Source organism: Rickettsia endosymbiont of Gonocerus acuteangulatus (assembly GCF_964026435.1).
Taxonomy (GTDB): Bacteria; Pseudomonadota; Alphaproteobacteria; order Rickettsiales; family Rickettsiaceae; genus Rickettsia.
On the sequence record NZ_OZ032147.1, the window covers coordinates 1277951 to 1296745 of the forward strand.

Sequence of the window (18795 nt, forward strand, 5' to 3'; positions counted from 1 at the left end):
CTTATTTTTTTGTCCTTTTAACTTTTATCTTTTTATCGACAAGATTAGTTACCTCATCCATATTTAGAGGATTTGGTTGTTTAGCAGCAATTGCACTTAGTTTTTCTTCAATTAACTTCATTGCATCATCTAAGCTTAAATTTAAGAAATCATATTTTTTAGGTATCGAAATAAATTTACCCATATATTTTATATATGGACCAAACTTACCATATCCGACTAGAATTTCTTCACCGCTATCTTTATGCATACCTATTTTAAGCGGTAAACTCAAAAGCTTTAATGCCATATCAAGAGTGATATCATTTTGATTTAAACCAGAAGGTAAAGGCGAACGTTTTGGCTTTATTTTGCTATCAACTTGCTCACCATATTGAATATAAGGTCCATAAGGTCCTTTTTTCAAATATATCTCTATTCCCTCTTTATCCTTGCCTAAAACTTTGTTTTCATTAACAATATCTTTAGCCTTCCCATCAGCTTCATTATTATCATTACCACTAACAATAGATTTTCTAAAATTACATTCAGGATAATTACTACATGCCAAAAATGCTCCAAATTTACCAAGTTTTAAGCTTAGTTCACCAGTTTTGCATGATGGGCAAACTTTAGAGTCTTTATTTTCTCCAAATATATGATAATCAAGAGCTTGCTGCACATAGCTAATAATTTCCGTAATATTTTGTTTACTTACAGATTCTATATTATGGTTAAAGCCGTTCCAGAAATTACCTAAAGCGGATTTCCATTCAAGTCTGCCAGCAGCTATTTCATCTAGTTCATTTTCAAGTCCTGCTGTAAAATCATATTCAACGTATTTTTTGAAGAAACCAACTAAAAATACTGTTACTAAACGCCCTAGTTCTTCAGGCATAAAACGTTTTTTCTCTAACGTCACATATTTACGATCTTGTAAAACTGATAAAATAGTAGCATAAGTTGATGGACGACCAATTCCAAGCTCTTCAAGTTTCTTTACTAAGCTAGCTTCCGAATATCTTGGCGGTGGTTCGGTGAAATGTTGATTTGGAATGATCTCTTTAGTTTTTAAATGCTCTTGTTCTTTTAAAGGCGGTAGCATCTTATTTTCTTCTTCAGCCTCATCGTCTATACTTTCACGATAGACTTTATAAAACCCATCAAATGCTATGGTTGATCCGTTCGCTCTTGCCAAATATTCTTTATTTTCTGAAGCTAAAGTTGCATTTACTAAATCCATTATGACATTTTCCATTTGACAGGCTATAGTCCTTTTCCAAATTAATTCATAAAGCTTATAATAATCTTTCTCTAACTTTTCCTTTAAATCATTAGGGGTATAGTTAATATTTGTCGGTCTTATAGCTTCGTGAGCTTCTTGAGCGTTTTTTACTTTCGATTTATAAATACGAGGACTAGTTGGTAGATACTTATCGCCGTAATCCTTATTTATTAATTTACGTATTTCATCTACCTCATCGTTTGATAAGGTAACGCCATCAGTTCTCATATAAGTAATAAGCCCAATAGTTTCCTTACCTATATCTACACCCTCATATAGCTTTTGGGCTATTTGCATGGTCTTTTTAGCACTAAAACCTAATTTTCGTGCAGCTTCTTGTTGCAGGGATGAAGTAATGAAAGGCGGTTGCGGCTGACGTTTTTGTTGCTTCTTTTCTATCTTATCAACATGAAAATTTTGAGATTTAAGCTTTTCAGTTAAATCTTTTGCTTTTTTATCATTAATAATCGAAAACTTTTCTAGCTTTTGGTCATTTATATGGGTTAATTTAGCGGTAAATAACTCATTATTACTATTTAACATTTTAAGGCTAATATCCCAATATTCTTCCGACTTAAATCGTTCTATCTCATCTTCACGCTCACATATTAAACGAAGTGCCACAGACTGCACACGCCCCGCTGATTTACACCCAGGAAGCTTACGCCATAAGAGAGGTGACAGTGTAAAACCGACTAAATAGTCTAAAGCTCTTCGTGCTTGTTGAGCATTTACTAAATTATTATCAAGTTTTCTAGGATTTTCTATAGCATGAGTAATTGCTTTTTTGGTGATCTCATTAAACGCTACTCGCTTAAAAAAATCATCGGATTTGACTTTATTTTTTTCTTTAATTACTTCTGCAATATGCCATGAGATGGATTCACCCTCACGATCTGGATCGGTTGCAAGATATACTGATTCAGCTTTTTTTGCATCTTTAATTATTGCATCCACATATTTACCTGCTTTCTCTGAAATATCATATTTCATTGAAAAATTTTCATCAGGTATTACAGAACCTTTTTTAGATGGAAGATCTCTAATATGACCAAATGAGGCAATAACTTTAAATTCATCACCTAAATATTTATTTATTGTTTTTGCCTTTGCTGGCGATTCTACTATTACTAATTTCATCAATTATTACTATTTATTATATACTTATCTAATTTGTATAATTTTATTATAAAAACAACTATTTTTACTTATCAACGTTATAAATTAATGATATTTTATTGCTGGGGTATCGCATTGCTTTACCAGCAAGCTCTAATTCTAATATTATTGTATATATAATAGGCAGCGGTAATTCTGTCATTTTTTGTAAATAATCAAAATCTGTAGGTACTGCAGATAATAATTCTACAACAGCAGCACGCTCTTTTTCTGATGGTTCTTTTATCTGCATTGTATTTAGTGGTTTAAAATTAGCATCTAACTCAGCAAAATCTTTAAATAAGCTTTCATCTTTCTTCATAAATTCTTCATATTGCGGCAAATTAGCTACAATATCATTAACTGATTCTACTAAATGTGCCCCTTGTCTAATAAGTCTATTTGTACCTTGACATCTTGGATCTAAAGGAAAACCTGGCACGGCAAAAATTTCTCTGTTTTGTTCAAGAGCAAATCTTGCAGTAATTAAAGAGCCAGATTTTAGGCTGGCTTCTATTACTACTGTAGCAAGAGCAAGACCAGATATTATTCTATTACGTTGCGGGAAATGCTTACCAAGTGGCGTAGATCCTACTGGTAATTCAGCTATTATCAACCCCTCTTCTGCTAAATTTTCAAATAATTTTTTGTTTTCTGGTGGATATATATGATCAATACCGCCAGCAATAACTCCAATAGTTTTAGAAGTTGCTGCTTGATGCACACTACTATCTATCCCTCTTGCTAAGCCTGAAACAGTTACATAACCCTCTTCTGCTAACTCGGCAGCAATTTTATGAGCAAAGCTTCTCCCATTTGCTGAGGCGTTTCTAGCTCCAACTATCGCAATACATTTATGATGATTTAGTAAATCTATATTACCTTTATAGCTTAATACTGGCGGGGATCATAAATTTCAAATAATAATCGTGAGTATTCTAGAGATTTATATGTGATAAGTTTAGCATTATTTTTTTTAAGCAGTTCTAATTCTTTCTCAGCATCACTTTTACTAAAAATCTTAATCGGCTTTGATTTTCCACCTATTAGTGAAAAATCCCCAATATTTTCTATGCTAGTTGCTGCATCACCAAATAACTTTATTAAGCTGTAGAAAGTTTTAGGTCCTACATTTTCACTTCTAATAAGCCGTAAAATATTAATTGTTTCAAGATCATAAGATATTTTAGAAGTAGGAGCAGAAAATAGTTCTTTTAGCATTAGGTAAAGTTTGTTTGGTGTTGTGGATTATTGTTATCCCGTGGTTATGTCATTCCCATGATTTCTATATCATCCCCGCCTATGGACGTTGTTGCATGACATTGATGTCATTCCCGCGTAGGCGGGAATCCAGTAATAAAAGGTATAATACAGTAAAATCTTAGGAATAAAAGCTTGATTTATCTCGCTTTATGCTGGGGATCCCCGCCTACGCGGGGATGACACCTACACTATAATTTCTCAGCATGTGAGCTTAAGTAATGTGCTATACCCTCATGCGATGGAGTAATAGCTTCTTCACCTTTATGCCAACCTGCTGGACAAACTTCACCATGTTTTTGATTATGAGCTAATGCATCTATTACTTTCAATGTATAATTAATATCACGACCTATAGGCAGATCATTAACTAACATATGACGCACTACAAAATCTTCATCTATTAAAAAAGTACCACGTAATGAAATACCACCATCATTAAGCACGTTATACATTGAAGAAATTTCTTTTTTAAGATCAGAAACCATTGGGAATTGAACCTGTCCAAGTCCACCTTTGCTATGAGGAGTATTTTTCCAAGCTAAATGGCTAAAATGTGAATCAACACTAACTGACACTACTTTAGTATTTCTTTCAGTAAACTCACCAAGTTTATTATGAAATGCTATAATTTCCGATGGACATACAAAAGTAAAATCCAACGGGTAAAAGAACAATATAATTTTATGTCCTTTAGCATAACGGCTAAGAGTAAATTCACCTTCTACATAATTATTAGGCATAATTGCTGTAGCTGTAAAATCTGGGGCAGTTGTGCCAACAAATACTTTCATATTTTCACAAACATTCTCATTTTTTAGCATATTCTCACCTTTTTAGTTAACAACCTGATTATGATATATAAAACTAATCATTATTACAACAATAAATCTTCACAAATTTTATTTACTTTCTTTCTTTTCTGAAGAAGTTTTTAATTGGTTAAATATACCTAGAGTTTGAGTGATAAAACTACTTGGCTCTGAAAGATTTGCAGGTAAAATTACTGTGTTAGTATCTTTAGCTAAATTACCGAATGCGTTAATATACTGCTCGGCTATTTTAAGAGATACCGCCTCACTACCACCAGTTTTTTGCATTGCTGATGCTATAGTCTCAATACTTTTAGCTGTTGCTGTTGCAACTAAACCAATCGCCTCCGATTCACCTTTTGCTCTATTAACTTGATCAGTATAGGAAGCTTCTGAATTTAGAACTATTTGTGCTTTTTCTCCTTCCGCATGGTTAATTTTTGCTTGTCTATTACCCTCAGATTCTAGGATTTGTGCACGTTTTTGACGCTCTGCCGCTACTTGCAACTCCATAGCTTTAAGGATAGATTGCGGTGGCTGGATATCTTTGATCTCATAACGCATACATTGTATGCCCCAATTTATCGCTGCTTGGTTAATGGCTGCAACAATAGCAACGTTTAAAGTTTCACGTTCTTCAAAAGTTCTATCTAACGGTAATTTACCAATTTCCGAACGCATAGTAGTTTGTGCAAGCTGAGTTATAGCGTAATAAGGATTATTAACACCGTAAGAAGCTGCCATTGGATCAATGATTTTTACATATAAAACACCATCAATAGATAATGTTACGTTATCGTTTGAAATAGCAGTTTGTGCAGTAACATCTATCGCTTCTTCTTTCAAAGTATGTTTATAAGCTACTCTTTGAATTATTGGAATTAATAGATTTAATCCAGGTTGCAGCACCTTATCAAACTTCCCTAATTTTTCTACTACCCAAGCTTGTTGCTGAGGCACAACTTTAACCATTTGGATTATAACCAAAATAGCTATAATACTAAAAATTAATAATGCATATTCCATATTAACACCTTTTTTATTTTCATCTTATATTCAAATTCAAAAAATTACCACTAATATTTGTTATTAAAAGTAAAAGTGTACAGTGTTGAATAGAATCGTTTATACTAGTATACCAACATTATTAATATCATCTTGCAATTTTAAATTGTTTAATATATTAACTTAGTGTTAGTAATTAATTTTTGAAAAATTATATGTTTTGGCAAATTTTATTTGGAAAAAGCGGTTTTACTTCTAAAATAATTGATGGGCTATTAAAAGGTAATATATCTTGCTATGGTCCTCCAATATTTCCTATAGAGTTTATTTCTTTGCAGGAGATATTTAGCATATTTTACCGTCCTAATATACTCGAAAGCGATATAAAACTTCTTATAAATAAAGCTCTAAAGCAAGGAATTAATATTAATGTGCTAGATAAAGATAATGATAATACTATTTTACTTATAGCTATTAAACATCATGACTATGATGTAGCTGAATTTTTAATAAAAAGAGAAGCTAACTGTAATACTCCTGATAAATTAGCAACAACCCCTTTACATACATGTAATAGTCGGAAATACTCATAATAAAACGGGTGAATCTCATGTACTCAAACTTTTATTACAAAAAGGAGCTTCAACAGAAATGAGAAATTTGCTTGATCAAACTCCTCTTCAATTAGCTATTTGTAAAGGAAAAAAAAAGTAATTAAATTACTGTTATAATACGGTGCTGCTCTTAATCCTCGATCTTCAGACCCATTAAAACTTTTTTCTAACTTTAGGGAATTAGTACCTACTAATGAGCCTAAACTCAAAACTTTCTTAGAACTTGCATATAGTTTGCAAAACCAAAGTCTTAAGCGTATATTTTTTACATTGGATATTACTATCGAAGATATAAATGAATTATTTGATTGGCAAATTTCAATAAGTCCTATAAATTCTAATCACTTTCCTAGACATTTACATACACTATATTACCTTAAAAATCTTCTGTTGCCTGCGAAATCATCTGAAGAAAGTGAATTTATAGAAAAAATTGATAATAAATTGAATCTATATAGTATAGCATAAATCATTAAGATACTGACAATTTAATAGTATTAAAAACAGCATCATAAAATGTTTCAAAATCTCCTACAACTTTCCTAATTTCATTTTTTATCTTAAACCAGTAATGCTCTATAGGATTTAAATCAGGAGAGTAAGTTGGTAAATACAATATGGTACAACCAACGGATTCAATGAACTCTTTAACTTTAGAATTTTTATGAAAATTAATGTTATCCATAATAACGGTTTGCCCAGGTTGTAATTCTGTAATTAATACATCCCTAATATAAGTTTTAAAGACCTCTGTATTACAATTACCTTCAAATATTACAGGAGCAATAAGATTACCATTACAAAGACCAGCTATCATACTTATTCTAAATTTATGTTGATACACCTTTTCTCCATAACACCTTTGTCCTATAATGCTCCATCCATACTCTTTGCAAGCATTATCCTCTATTCCAGATTCATCAAGATATACTAATTTGTCTTTTGTGATGGTTTGTATCTTTGCTATAAATTCATTTCTTAATTTAATATCTCTTTTCGGATGAAAATGAGTTTTTTTATAGCTATAGCCAAGTTTTCTGATTTGTCTTAAAATAGTTACAGATGCAATATTACCCCATTGCTTTGCTAACTCCTTTGATGTTTTATTCATATTAGCTTTAAAAAATTCTTTAAAAGATTCTGAATCTTTTATCTTATGACTATGTCCTTTCTGATAACCAGTTGCTGCTTCTAAAGTACCTTGCTTATCTTTTAATTTTTTCCATTTATATATAGTATCACGACTTACATTAAATAATTTACTTACCTTACTTATTCGTATCCCTGCTTCTACAGCTTTTATAACTCTTAGTCTTAGTTCTATTGCATATGCTCGTGCCATATCTCTTTACATGCTTGTTAATATTTGCTTACTATAACATGATACTCTCGCTCTGTCAGTACCTTAATGACTTATGCTATACTTTGAACAATAATACTTTGAAAAATTTATTAATATTTAAAATTATTAAAAATCCTGAACTTTACAATCTTAATGCTTTACCCTCAGGTTTAATAGATCAACTTAAACTTAAAGATTATGGACTTGAATTAGCAGGTGATTATGATCCAAGCGACTAAATCTAAATACATTAACTGGTTATGTGGATCGAAAAACGCCCTAAGGTAGTCATGCCGTGGCTTGACCATAGCATTCAAAAAATAATAAAAATATTAACGTATTTTTAACTGGATCTAGTGCCCAAGCTACGGGATGACAATGGCTAATAAGATCTGTCTAAAATGAACCTAATAATAGAAAATAAATATTCTTTATAAATATTTTGAACGGGGATTTTGTTAAGTACGCTAATAGCTTCGTTTTCCAAGCTATTCAGATGATTTATAATATCCTTACTAATTTTATGCTTTACCATCAAATCACATACTTTTACAAATTCTTCCTTAGTACGATTATCTGACTTTATCATATTTTTAAGGCAAGCTTTGTCATCTTTCTCTAATTTGTCATATAAGAAGATTAGCGGCAGTGTAACTTTCCCCTCTAAAAAATCATCACCGATATTTTTTCCTACCTGCTTATCATTACCGAGATAATCAAGCAGATCATCTATAACCTGAAATATAGTGCCAAGTAATCTTCCAAACTCTTCCATATCTTTAGAAATATCATCACTCTGATTTGCTATAATAACTCCAACAGAGCAAGAAGCACCAAATAATTCAGCAGTTTTAGACTTAACTATTTGCTGATATTCTTCTATATTTATAAGACGACGCTCGTTTAGCTTAACTAGCTGCACTACCTCACCTTCTGAAATTATTGCTGAAGCTTTTGCTAAAACATTCATGGCTTTAATAGAGCCAGAAGCTACCATTAATTTAAATGATTGACTAAAAAGAAAATCACCGACTAAAATACTTGTTTTACTTCCCCAAATAACATTAGCAGTTGGCTTAAATCTTCGAAGCGAACTGTCATCTACTACATCGTCATGAAGTAGTGTTGCTGTATGAATAAATTCCACAGCACTAGCAAGCTTTATATGACTATCACCATTATAATCAAACATTTTAGCAGTTATAATAGTTAATAGAGGACGAATTCGTTTGCCACCTGCTTCCAGTAAATATTTACCGACTTTCTCTATTAACTCTTCATCACTTTTTAAACAGCTAATAATCAAGTTATTTAACTGTGTTACTTCATCTTTTAAATCTTGCTGTATTTTTACTATAATATCCATTATTTTGTAATCTCTTGCCACATAGTTTCATTAATATCTTGAAAGCCTGGTAGCATACATTTTTCTAGTATTTTTTGATGTTCTTTAAAATCCGGGATTAGCTCCATGATTTTTTCTTTTAAATTATCATCTGCTTTAACTTCCTTTACTGCTGCTTGATATAAAGACAAATAATATAAAGGTAGAATTTTATTTATATCATCTATAGTACCTATTTTAGTTTTATTTAAATCTGATAAATCAAAATTATATTCAAAACTAACATCAATTAAGTTAGAAGAATTTGGGTGATCGGAAATAGTTTTAAAAAAAGATATAAAAGCATTTTTATAGATTTCTTTACTTTCTTCCGAAAGATTTTTATATATATAAGAGCTTAGCACTTCCATTATTTTAGGATAATTATTGGTTATAATATCACCCTTACTATAAGAATCTTTAAATATACTTACTAATGTTTCGTTTGTTATATTAAACCCTGTTCTATTTGAATACAAACTTAGAGTATTTATTTGAGCTCTAGTTAACTTATTTAACTCAGTAAATAAACTAGCATTTAATTTAAAATCATATTCTCTGTTTTCCAAAATACTAAAATCAAACTGCTGATTATTATCTAAAACATAGCTTAGTTTAGAGTTTAAATTTTTATATGACTCATTATCTGAAATTGTCAGCAGATAGTTTTGCCTGTCATAATATTTTCTTATAAAACTTAAAAAATTTGTTATAGAGTCTTGCTTTAGCTTAAATTTTGAATCTATTAAAAGATTAACGTTATTATTACCTAAACCATCTAATTTACCTTTATATAGTAAATTAATGTTATTTTCAAAACTATTACTATTTATTTGTGCATTAGTAATTTTAATTGTTAGGTCTTTAGCAAAGTCTTTAAAATTTGGGCTACCCGCAGTTACTATAAAATTAGCTGAAAATTTAAAGTTATTATGCCATGCTAATCTATATAATAACAGCCCTGCCGGAATTATTCTATCTTCAAGATCACTTTGTATTATTTCTGTATCATAATTAATCTCTAATTTTTGTGGTATATTATCAAGAAAATTTTGTTTACTTGTATAATACTTACTCTTATCAAATGTTAAAGTAAATAGAGTATGACCCTCTTCATATAGCTTTTTATTATCTACTAAATCAAAAATTTCTGCTTTATTTGAAGTAAATTTAACATTTTCTATAAAATTTACTATTTCAAAAAAATCCTTTTTCTCTTTTATAATTTTAAATAATCTAAAACTTAAAGGCATTTTTGCTGATAATATGCAATTATCGTTATAAAATTTTACTCCAAAGCCTCTCTCATTTGGTTTAAATCTGCCAACCGCCCCTCCTGAAAAATCTATAAATATTTGCTGCTTTAATAAATCATAACCAATATTTATAGGCGAATTAAATTCGACTTTTCTATTAACGCTTTCTTCTTGCCAATTAATAATTGAGACACCAAATTTAAAAGGAAAACCATAAGGCTTAGCTTTAGAAAATTTAACAAAATATTGCTGAGAATCATCGATATTAAGGTAAGTATCAGAATATTTTTGATTTATAGAATTTGATAAGGAAAATAAAACAGCAAACCATAGCACGCTATAAGTTAATACAGCAAGAATAGATACAAAAAATATTATTTTTAAAATTTTTTTCATATGATTTTGATTTAATGTCATAATTGTCATACCGTGGCTTGGGAACTAGATCCAGAAAATAATAAAAAATACTAATTTTATTAGTATTTTTAACTGGCTCTAGTTCATAAATCACGGGATAACAGGGGAAAATGATCCACGCAGGCAATGCCTCCTCGCAATGACGTGATGCATCACTTACACAACTCAGTATATTCTTTATTCAACTTTACAATATCCCAAATCCATAAGCTAATCATAACTATAAAAATTACTAATAGATATATTATTATAGAGTCAAAAGTAGCCGTTGGAATGATTATAAATATTAAAGACTGAATAAATGCACCGAGTGATTTACCAAATTTTGTACCTATTACCTCCACGGCAGCTTTACCCTTAGTTCTAAGTTCAAGCGATAAAGGTATATACGCCATTTCTTTTGTTGAATCAAAGAGTGAGTATTTAGATGATTTACTCAGGATATTTTGAATTGCTCCAACAATTATTGCTGCATATAAAAGGTTAAAATTACCAAAACATGAACCTATTTCTTCGATAAAGATTATGAAAATAAAAAACATTAAACCGGTTATAGATAACATAATAGGTGTTAATAATGCAGAAACAAACCAACCTAGTCTTCTAAGGATGTTGCTGCCTATTATCATAAAAGTGACGCATGATATACCCATCAAAATATTAAATCTGCCCATAAAATGAACATAATCTATAGTACTTGGATATAGTTCTTTTACTTTTGCTTTCCAAGGTCCTTCTACGATATTAATCAACAATCCATAACAGATTATTAATAAGGCAATACGACCTATATATTTTGAATTAATTACTAGCTTAATACTTTCCAAAACTGAAAGTTTAGTTTTTGTTTTAGCCTTAACTTTCTTTGAATCTAAAACATTTATAGAATCAGTCAAAATAAATTTATTTATTATTCTAAATAGCAGCATAGAAATAATACCCGCTGCAACAATTATTGACATAATAGGTTGTAACATCTCAGTTGTTTGAGAGGTCAAATTAATTGAAGCATCAAAAGAATTTGGTAATAATTCAGGATTGATTATTTTGTTACCTGAGAAAAATACCAAAACGCTACCTGCAAGTATTAGTCCCATATTACCAACCATCCCCAGGACTGGATAAAATCTTTTTGCTTTATTAGTATCAAAAATATGGTTAGCAAACTGCCAAAACATTAAGTTTATAACTACAGCACTCCATAACTCTGCAAAGATATACATAAGCCCATAACTCCATTTACTGGCTATTTTAATAAACCATTTGAAGTTAGGATAAGATGTTATCAAGCTACTTATTATTTCATCATTAGGATGATAAGCTTCTTGATTTGGATAAATAATATAAGCAAAAAATAAGAAGAATAATAAAAAGCTACCAACTATAATGTAAAAAACATATTCAAAATTGAATTTATTACTGAGCTTAACGTAAAGTATTGTAAAGATCACGCATGAGGGTAATACTAGCCATAATTTTAAAAAGCTAATAATCTCTGCTCCCATAGAGGGTACTACTAAGCTATCCTTTATAGAACGCAATGCTCCGAAATTGAAAAGAATACATAGCATCATTAATGCCATAGGTATGAAAAGCTTTAATTCCTTTCTTTCTATTGGCCAAATTATTTCCTTAACTTTCTCAAAAAAGGTTTTGGGCGGCAACATTTATATTGTAACCTTACATAAAAATTAAATTAAATTCTGTGAATTTTTTTAAATATTCATAGAATCTAAACTTTTAAATCTCTTACTCATTAAAGTCAATTAAAATCTTTATTGCCCCAAGGAGTAAACTCTCTATATCGCCAATAATATTTTTTAATTTCTTGATACTTTTCTAAAATATCTTTCGTCCATTTTGTTTGATCATTATTCCATGGTTTCTTTTTACCAGCATAATGCATAATAAAATATGAAAAATAAGTATCTCTATCTATAAAGTAGGTATAAAAATTCCATCTCATAGATAATGGATATATATAATTATGAAAAGCAATATTCAATAAATCTTGATCAGGGAAAGCAAAACTACATTTTGAATTATGCATCGCATCTAAAACCATATTCTTTGCTTGCTTTTCACGCATATTTTGTAGATTTAAAAATACTATACCACTATTTTTATAAAAATTATTTATTTTCCTATTACATTCTTCTTCTACTTTTAAATTACAATAAGTAAGAGCCGTATCCATACTACCAGCAACTATATAGTTTGACATATCTAACTTTTTGAAAGAATTTAAATCACGCAACACAATAATATCGGCATCGAGATATAATATAGACTCTAAATTTGGAAAGACTTGATCAAAATATAACCTATACATTACTAAAGGAGGCCACATATCCGAAAATTCTATTTTTTTATTAGCTAAATTCAAATCTAATACATTTTCAGGAAAAGGAACAAAATCTATAGAATAGTCCCTTATATGTTTCATGGAAGCTAATTTTTCCATTGATTCTTCTGTAAGCGAATCGTTTGGATTCATCACAATATGAAATTTATAAAAACTATCTAGATCACTATTTATTAAACTTGAAGCAATAACCGTCGCAGCATGCTGAGCAAACTTATCATTAATAATTAACGCTATATCCAATATATTATCTTGTTTAATACCAGTTAACTTAATTACATTTTGTATTTCCTCTATGGCAAGCTTATAATCAAACTCTATATCCTGCTCATTAAGTGAAGGTCTACCAAGTAGGTGAATCATGCTAAGCCTATACAAACATCTTGCTGTAAGCTCAGCTATATTAAGAGAAATTAGACTTTTTAGAGCAGGAATTTCATCTTTTGTATAACCGCTAAAATATTTTATTAAGTCAGAATCATTTTTTATATTCAAATGTTCTTTTACTTCTTTTTCATAACCTGAAATTATTAATTTTGCTAAATTAATCGCAGCATTTTTAGTATATAAAGTATCAAGACCATAACTACCATTCTTAATTGCTTTATATTTCTCTACTAAAGTAGCATCCTCACCCGAATATAGCTGCAGCAAACAATCATAACCTTTTGCGACTTCTAAACGTACCTTTCCGTCTTCTATTTTAAAAGTACAAATTTTTTCTAATTTTACCTTATCTTTAACGCTTAACGGCTTATCTTCTAGCTTCTCAAGTGCTGAATTAAAGCTGAATAGATCTTCACGCATAATACTATAAAACTTTTGATAGCTATAGGTAGAGATATCCCTAATACAATAATTTTCTGAATGCATTTTATAATTACTCGTAAAAAATCCTATAATAACTATAAACATTATTAAAATTAGAAGAAGTAACAGAGGAATTTTAATGGTAACAAAAATATTTTTTTTAGACCTTTTTTTAAACATTTAAATTTATAACTAATTAGTTTAAAAGAATTTATCAACTAATAATAAAACCCGCAATAATTATATTAGATTATTTAGCTATTTTCATTTATTATTTATAATTCTAGGCGTTATTTATAACAATTAAAAACAATATGTCACGTAGTTTATCTATTATTTGGTTATTTGGACTTATTGGCGGCTTTAACTTAATGATTACCGGTAATACATTAAATTATTGGCTTGCTAAAGAAAATATATCTTTGCAAACGATAGGCTTATTATCACTTATAACTTTGCCCTACTCTATCAATTTTTTATTTGCACCAATTTTCGATAGTTTAAAGATTAAATATTTAGACAAAATTTTTGGTCATAGATTATCTTGGATTTGCTTAACTTCCATAGCACTAGTATTTTTTGTATATATTTTAAGCTTTTTAAATCCTTCTGATAATTTATTATTATTTGCCTCTATCTCATTGATTATTTCATTTTTCAGCTCTATGCAAGATACTATATTAAGTGCTTTTAGAACAGAAATAGTTAATAAGGAATCTCTTGGTTTTGCTTCAGGAATATATATATTTGGTTACCGATTCGGTATGCTTCTTGCAAACTCAGGAGCTATATATTTATCTATATATTTAACGTTCAACGAAATATACAAAATTTTTGCAATTTTAATATTTATTTATCTTATTTTACTTATAGTTGGTGTAAAATATTGCAGATTTAATCAAAATAAATATATAGAACAAACCACAAATAATAGTGATGGCATTTTTGCTTATATAAGGAATATTCTGAAACCGATAGGCTCTATCTCTTTTATTATCCTCATATTAGTCTTCCTAGTATTATATAGATTACCCGACAATTTTATTCACGTCATGATCAACCCGTTTTTACTTCATTTAAATTATGATGCTTTTGAAATAGCGAGTGTCGGGAAGTTTTGGGGAGTTATGGGGGCTATTGTTGGAGGATTGCTCGGCGGTTTTATCATGAAGAAAAAGAATATATTAGATAGCATACTACTATTTGGTATTATTCATGCTTTAGCTCATATATTATTTATTATTCTTAAAATATACGGAAAAAATTCTACACTATTATTTATTACAATAGGAGCGGAAAGTATTACGGGTGGTATGACGATGACAGCTTATATCGCTTTTATTTCATCATTATGTCAAGGCAAGTTTCGTGCTACGCAATATTCATTCTTTTCATCAATGATGGGAATCTCAAGATCAATTTTTCCAATAATTTCAGGTTATATAGTAGTAAATTTTGGCTGGCAAAATTTCTTTTTATTTACTACTATTATAACTATCCCATCTTTGTTAGTATTATTAAAAATAAAAAATAAATTACAGCAATGAATGATATTTTAATTATTTTCTTACATGCAATAATTTTACTTTCATCCTCGATTATACAAAGTATTTTTATACTAAACCAAAGTGCAAAATATTGCAGCTTTAAAAAAGCTCTACCTAGTATGATCGCTGCTTGCATAAGTTATAGCATTATCATATACATAATTATCTTTAATACTGAGTTCTTGTTTATTTATATGCTATGGTTCATAGCGATACCTATTTTTATAATTGGATTTATTTTATGTATATGGGCTATAATACTTGGCATCAATCATATTTTAATTCAATAAACATCCCTGAATCGGTTTCTATTCAAAAGCTATTTTTAGAACCTGTATATAGTATATATATTAGTATTATCAATATTTAATCCTTTCATTCTAGATATGCTAAATACAGTTCTCTATAAATATCAAGATTATAATACTAAAGTAATATATATACTTATACCTATCTATCTATGGTTTTTATTATTATCAATAATTGGTTATAATATTAGAAAACTAAGTAAAGGGGCTATAATTTTAAAAATACTTAATAAGGTAGGAGCTATAACAATTTGGGGAATAGCACTAATATATTTACCGCAAACAGTAATTACTATAAAATCTTGGATACATTGGTTAATTTAAAATGAACGAAATATTAAATGCATTTTTTCATGCAATACTCTTAGCACTTGGCTTAATTGTACCTTTAGGAGTGCAGAATATTTTTATATTTAATCAAGGAGCTACACAGCAAAAGCTTCAAAAAGTTTTACCTAGTATAATATCTGCTTCTATATGCGACACTATTCTTATCTGCTCTGCCGTTTTTGGTTTGTCTTTAATAATTTTTGAAATCCCTGCTCTAAAACTTGCTATATTTATCTTAGGATTTATTTTTTTATTATATATGGGATATAATACTTGGAATCAGCCACCTCTTGATCTTACTAATACCTCAAACGCACTTTCAGCTAAAAAACAGATTCTATTTGCTATATCAGTATCAATATTAAATCCACATGCAATTATGGATACAATAGTAGTAATAGGTACAAGTAGCCTAAAATATGAGGGACTTACAAAAACTGTATTTACTTTAACTTGTGTGCTTGTATCTTGGATATGGTTTTTCTCTTTAGGTTTTGCTGGTTATAATATTAGAAAGCTGAATAAAAGTAGCACAATTTTAGCTATAGTTAATAAAATAGCAGCTATTATAATTTGGGCAGTAGCTATTTATATAGGAATACAAATATTATATGAAGTCGGTTTTATTAACTAGAAGCTGGGAAGCTAATTTAGAAACTACTCAGGAAATAGGTAAATATTTTCATTATATTAACTGCCCTGTAATTAAGTATAAAACTCTAGATTTTGACATTAATATTTTAAAAAACTACTCAAATATAATAATAACTAGCAAATACGCCGCCACAATTATTACTGAATATGAATTAAATCATAACATTTGGGTAGTGGGTAATAAATCAAAACAATTACTAAAAAATAAAGGTTTAAAAATAGCCTATGCCGGTAAAAACGTCGATGATTTGATGCAGCATTTTCTGGCTGATTTGTATGAACAAGCTATATATCTATCTTCAAACGAAATCACTAAAGATTTGCCTGATAAAATAAAACGTTATATTATTTATAATGTAGAATATTTAAATGATCTTCCATTATCTGTTGTAAAAGAACTTAAAAATTCTGTTGATTTTATTTTACTTTATTCTCAAAATAGTGCTAAGACTCTGTTAAAGTTATTGAGTGAAAATAATTTATTAGAATATTTACAAAATAGTTTAGTTATAGCTATAAGTTCAAAAGTTGCAAATATAGTTAGACCTTTTTTTAAAAATGTGGTTTATTGTGATGACCAAAATCCTAACGATTTAATCAAATTATTATTTGATAATGCAAAAATTCAATAGTTTATTTAAAAGCAGAAATATCTTTTTTATAGCGATAGTAATATTTACTTTATCTTCCTTCACGCTTTATAATAATAGGAACGATATTTTAAAATTATTTAAAAGAGAAAATAAAAATTTAAGTCAAACTCTTGATGTCCCAGAGGATATTGAAACAAATATTACAGAAGTAGTAAAAGAAGAAGCACCTTTGCTATCTACTAAAACATTTTTTAATTATATAGATTCCTTAAAATTTCCTGAAGCTCCTACTGCTGCATTAGAACAAAAACCTGAGCCTCAGCAAAAAATATATTCACCTGATTATATTCATTATCTGCTAAATGCAAATTTGTTAACATATAATTTCTTACAAGATCAGGAATATAGTAAAGAATTAACAGTATTAAAATCCCTGCCGCTACCTCAGGAAATAAAAAATATTTTAGCAAATTTAGAAGAGTATAATAATAATTACCTTATTTCTAAATCTGAAAGAGTAGAAGTAATTTTCCCATTAAATCATAAATGGCTTGAAAAATTTGTTAAAATTGAGAAAAAACCTTCTAGTATAACTATAAAAGAACAAGATAAATCATTGATCCTAGAAAAATTAAAATATCTAATTAATTTTCTTTATTCAGAAAAATTTATGCAGGAGTTTATAAATAAAGATGTTTAGATTATTATTAATATGTGCTGCTCTTTTTCTTCTTTATTTTGGCTTTACCTTAACGCAGAGCTTTGATTCAAAGGTCTTTATTAGTTTATATAATTATAATATTGAAACTACTTTTTTCTTTAGTCTAATTAGCTTGATTCTATTAATAGTATTTGGTTTTATTGCCATAAAATTTTTAGTATTAATTATCGACTTACCAATTAAGATACATAATATTTTCAGTAATCGTAAAATTAATAATGATAGATATTCATTAGTTCTAGCCTTTGCAAAATATATTACTGGTAATAAAGCTAAAGCAGGCTCTATTGCCCGCAAGAATTCATCTTGTGAAAATTTAAAAGAATTTCATAACTTAATTTTAGCCGAAACCGAAGAGGATATAGATAAGAAAATCACTTATTTGCAAAATCTTTCTAAATCAAAAGAATTTGCTTTTTATAGCAATAAAAATTTAGCCAGACTTTATTACGATAAAGGACTTTATAAAGAAGCTGAGAATTATGCTATTAAAGCTTATAATTCAAATGAATATGATGCAGATAATTTAGTTACTTTAGCTTATTGTTACGGACAACTTGCTTTATGGTCTAAATTTACTTTTATCACAAATAAAATTGCCAAGCTTCATAAAGCTATACCTATTTCAGATACTTTAAAGATTGCTGATTACTATTTGCTGGCAAATGATGCAGAATATTTGGAGTCGGCTATAAATACAAATTTCGTAAACATCCCTCTGCTAGAACTTTATTTGAATTCAAATAATAATCTGAATGATAAGAAAAAGATCAAAATATTGAAAGATGCTTTTCAGATTATGCCGTCTCTAGAAATAGTAAAGCTCTTTAAAAAATTCACTACCCTATCAGACGAACAAGTTTATGAAGAATTAACAAAAGATTTAGATGCCAAAAAAGATGAGATATTAATTTTGGCATTAAAATCTTATTTAGAACTGTAGAAACGTCATTCT

General features: G+C 28.9%; 17 protein-coding genes. 7 read left to right on the forward strand and 10 right to left on the reverse strand.

Annotated elements, in window-relative coordinates:
- Position 1: 1 nt before the first annotated feature.
- The 5 genes from topA to AAGD55_RS07905 form a co-directional block, all read right to left on the reverse strand.
- On the reverse strand, positions 2-2404 hold the full coding sequence (topA, locus tag AAGD55_RS07885) for a type I DNA topoisomerase (RefSeq protein WP_341792556.1): 2403 nt from the start codon (positions 2402-2404) through the stop codon (positions 2-4).
- 64 nt (positions 2405-2468) lie between these two features.
- Positions 2469-3299, reverse strand: a complete 831-nt coding sequence (dprA, locus tag AAGD55_RS07890; protein WP_341792557.1) for a DNA-processing protein DprA — start codon at positions 3297-3299, stop codon at positions 2469-2471.
- Positions 3300-3313: 14 nt separating this feature from the next.
- Positions 3314-3643 carry a DNA processing protein DprA gene (locus AAGD55_RS07895; protein WP_341791069.1) on the reverse strand — a complete coding sequence of 110 codons (330 nt, stop codon included), beginning with the start codon at positions 3641-3643 and terminating at the stop codon, positions 3314-3316.
- A gap of 230 nt (positions 3644-3873) precedes the next feature.
- Entirely contained in the window at positions 3874-4476 is a 603-nt protein-coding gene (locus tag AAGD55_RS07900; RefSeq protein ID WP_341792558.1) for a peroxiredoxin, read from the reverse strand.
- 108 nt (positions 4477-4584) lie between these two features.
- Complete coding sequence (locus AAGD55_RS07905; RefSeq protein WP_341791070.1) at positions 4585-5520, reverse strand: stomatin-like protein; 936 nt, start codon at positions 5518-5520, stop codon at positions 4585-4587.
- 194 nt (positions 5521-5714) lie between these two features.
- Here AAGD55_RS07905 and AAGD55_RS07910 point away from each other — a divergent pair, with 194 nt between their 5' ends.
- The gene (locus tag AAGD55_RS07910; protein WP_341791071.1) at positions 5715-6092 is read left to right on the forward strand and encodes an ankyrin repeat domain-containing protein; all 378 of its coding nucleotides are present in this window, start codon (positions 5715-5717) and stop codon (positions 6090-6092) included.
- A 493-nt stretch (positions 6093-6585) separates the two neighbouring features.
- Here AAGD55_RS07910 and AAGD55_RS07915 read toward each other — a convergent pair whose 3' ends face one another.
- A complete protein-coding gene (locus AAGD55_RS07915) occupies positions 6586-7455 on the reverse strand; it encodes an IS630 family transposase (RefSeq protein ID WP_341790833.1) in 870 nt (289 codons plus the stop codon).
- An 83-nt stretch (positions 7456-7538) separates the two neighbouring features.
- Here AAGD55_RS07915 and AAGD55_RS07920 point away from each other — a divergent pair, with 83 nt between their 5' ends.
- Entirely contained in the window at positions 7539-7694 is a 156-nt protein-coding gene (locus AAGD55_RS07920) for a hypothetical protein (RefSeq protein WP_341791072.1), read from the forward strand.
- 143 nt (positions 7695-7837) lie between these two features.
- Here the strand turns inward: AAGD55_RS07920 and AAGD55_RS07925 are convergent, their stop codons facing one another.
- From AAGD55_RS07925 to AAGD55_RS07940, 4 genes are all read right to left on the reverse strand, one after another.
- Positions 7838-8821, reverse strand: a complete 984-nt coding sequence (locus AAGD55_RS07925; protein ID WP_341792559.1) for a polyprenyl synthetase family protein — start codon at positions 8819-8821, stop codon at positions 7838-7840.
- Positions 8821-10491, reverse strand: coding sequence for a hypothetical protein (locus AAGD55_RS07930; protein WP_341792560.1), 1671 nt, complete (start codon positions 10489-10491; stop codon positions 8821-8823). The genes AAGD55_RS07925 and AAGD55_RS07930 overlap by 1 nt, the downstream gene beginning before the upstream one ends.
- Before the next feature lie 173 nt (positions 10492-10664).
- A complete protein-coding gene (gene tlc3, locus AAGD55_RS07935) occupies positions 10665-12179 on the reverse strand; it encodes a nucleotide exchange transporter Tlc3 (protein ID WP_341791073.1) in 1515 nt (504 codons plus the stop codon).
- A gap of 95 nt (positions 12180-12274) precedes the next feature.
- On the reverse strand, positions 12275-13867 hold the full coding sequence (locus AAGD55_RS07940) for a glycosyltransferase family 8 protein (protein WP_410526098.1): 1593 nt from the start codon (positions 13865-13867) through the stop codon (positions 12275-12277).
- Positions 13868-14001: 134 nt separating this feature from the next.
- On the opposite strand from AAGD55_RS07940, the gene AAGD55_RS07945 reads away from it, so the two are divergent.
- The 5 genes from AAGD55_RS07945 to AAGD55_RS07965 all read left to right on the forward strand — a co-directional run bounded on the left by AAGD55_RS07945 (position 14002) and on the right by AAGD55_RS07965 (position 18783).
- Positions 14002-15234, forward strand: a complete 1233-nt coding sequence (locus AAGD55_RS07945; RefSeq protein ID WP_341791075.1) for an AmpG family muropeptide MFS transporter — start codon at positions 14002-14004, stop codon at positions 15232-15234.
- A 633-nt stretch (positions 15235-15867) separates the two neighbouring features.
- On the forward strand, positions 15868-16506 hold the full coding sequence (locus tag AAGD55_RS07950) for a LysE/ArgO family amino acid transporter (protein WP_341791076.1): 639 nt from the start codon (positions 15868-15870) through the stop codon (positions 16504-16506).
- On the forward strand, positions 16484-17158 hold the full coding sequence (locus tag AAGD55_RS07955) for a uroporphyrinogen-III synthase (protein ID WP_341791077.1): 675 nt from the start codon (positions 16484-16486) through the stop codon (positions 17156-17158). The genes AAGD55_RS07950 and AAGD55_RS07955 overlap by 23 nt, the downstream gene beginning before the upstream one ends.
- Positions 17142-17819, forward strand: coding sequence for a hypothetical protein (locus AAGD55_RS07960; protein ID WP_341791078.1), 678 nt, complete (start codon positions 17142-17144; stop codon positions 17817-17819). Before AAGD55_RS07955 ends, AAGD55_RS07960 begins: the two co-directional genes overlap by 17 nt.
- Entirely contained in the window at positions 17812-18783 is a 972-nt protein-coding gene (locus tag AAGD55_RS07965; protein WP_341791079.1) for a tetratricopeptide repeat protein, read from the forward strand. The genes AAGD55_RS07960 and AAGD55_RS07965 overlap by 8 nt, the downstream gene beginning before the upstream one ends.
- Positions 18784-18795: the final 12 nt, after the last annotated feature.